Source organism: Mucilaginibacter sp. P4_E8, assembly GCF_056401495.1.
This window is the reverse complement of sequence record NZ_JBFUJG010000418.1, coordinates 1-952: the sequence shown is the minus strand read 5'-3', so window position 1 is coordinate 952 and position 952 is coordinate 1. Positions and strand designations below refer to the sequence as shown.

Below are 952 nucleotides of genomic sequence, written 5' to 3'. Positions count from 1 at the left end.
AGATCACACTCCTGTTGTAATGTTATTCAGATTCAAACTGGTGCCAAATCATCGTCATCATAATCAAACCCATAATCGTCGCAGTCGCCATCATAATCTAATCGTTCACCAGCAGCCTCATCTTCCAAAGCGGCATTAGTATCATAGGGAGCTGTAGAGTCAAATTGGTTACATGCCTCGCCTAATGTTTGTGATCCATAAAAAAATAGGTTTAACGACAGTGTATTTCCGTTAATAAAGGCAGGCTCCTCATATAAATATGCCCATTTAACGTCCACCAAACCTTTTTGCAGCCCGTTTTCGATAAGGTAGATCACCCCGGACTGATAAATAAAAAATGACCTGCCGACGAGTTGCTGTATATTTTTATGTTTTTCGTCTGAAGAGAGTTTCGGATATAACCTTTCGAGTGATATCTGAAAAACCGCCTCCTCTAAAAATTTATCTCCAGAGTTAAGTTTCCAATTTACATTTGCAATTGCCACTTTGCCGTGAATCCCTTTTTCTTGGTATTCTATGCCCCTCACGTAGTAATAACCATTTCTTGGTGCAAGTTTGCCCGCATTTAAAGGTTTTTGTTGATTGAAATTTTCGTTAAGTTTCGATTGGAATTGTTGAAATAAATTCATGTTCTTTTATATTAGCCGCTGCTATATTGCCTTTGGTGATACAAAAGTGTTAAGGATTGGAAAGGTGAGAGGAAATAGGGAGGAGCGACTTTTGAAAGATTTTATTTCCCTTACAGAGACGGATTTAGCTGTTTCAATCTATTCATCAGAAACGTTCTTGCCCAGTCTTTGGGTTCTGATTCAATCTTTAGGCGATCTGCGTACTCAAACAGTTCAAGGACATCAAAGTAGAAATTTAGAAGTTTATCTGAAAACCATTTATCAGCATCGGGTTTAATGCCGGTTTCCATAACCAGGTATTTATAAATGAATAAGCAGAAGTC

General features: G+C 38.0%; 2 protein-coding genes. Both read right to left on the bottom strand.

All coding sequences use genetic code 11. The features are described from left to right. Positions 1 to 32: 32 nt before the first annotated feature. A complete protein-coding gene (locus tag AC1DRQ_RS31855; protein ID WP_477430208.1) occupies positions 33 to 629 on the bottom strand; it encodes a hypothetical protein in 597 nt (198 codons plus the stop codon). Positions 630 to 739: 110 nt separating this feature from the next. Then, positions 740 to 952, bottom strand: a 213-nt coding sequence (locus AC1DRQ_RS31850) for a hypothetical protein (protein WP_477430206.1), incomplete at its 5' end; no start/stop codon positions are given.

Coding starts and splice junctions, on each gene's coding strand:
- AC1DRQ_RS31855 (WP_477430208.1), bottom strand. CDS start 629: ATGAATTTATTTCAACAATTCCAATCGAAACTTAACGAAAATTTCAAT.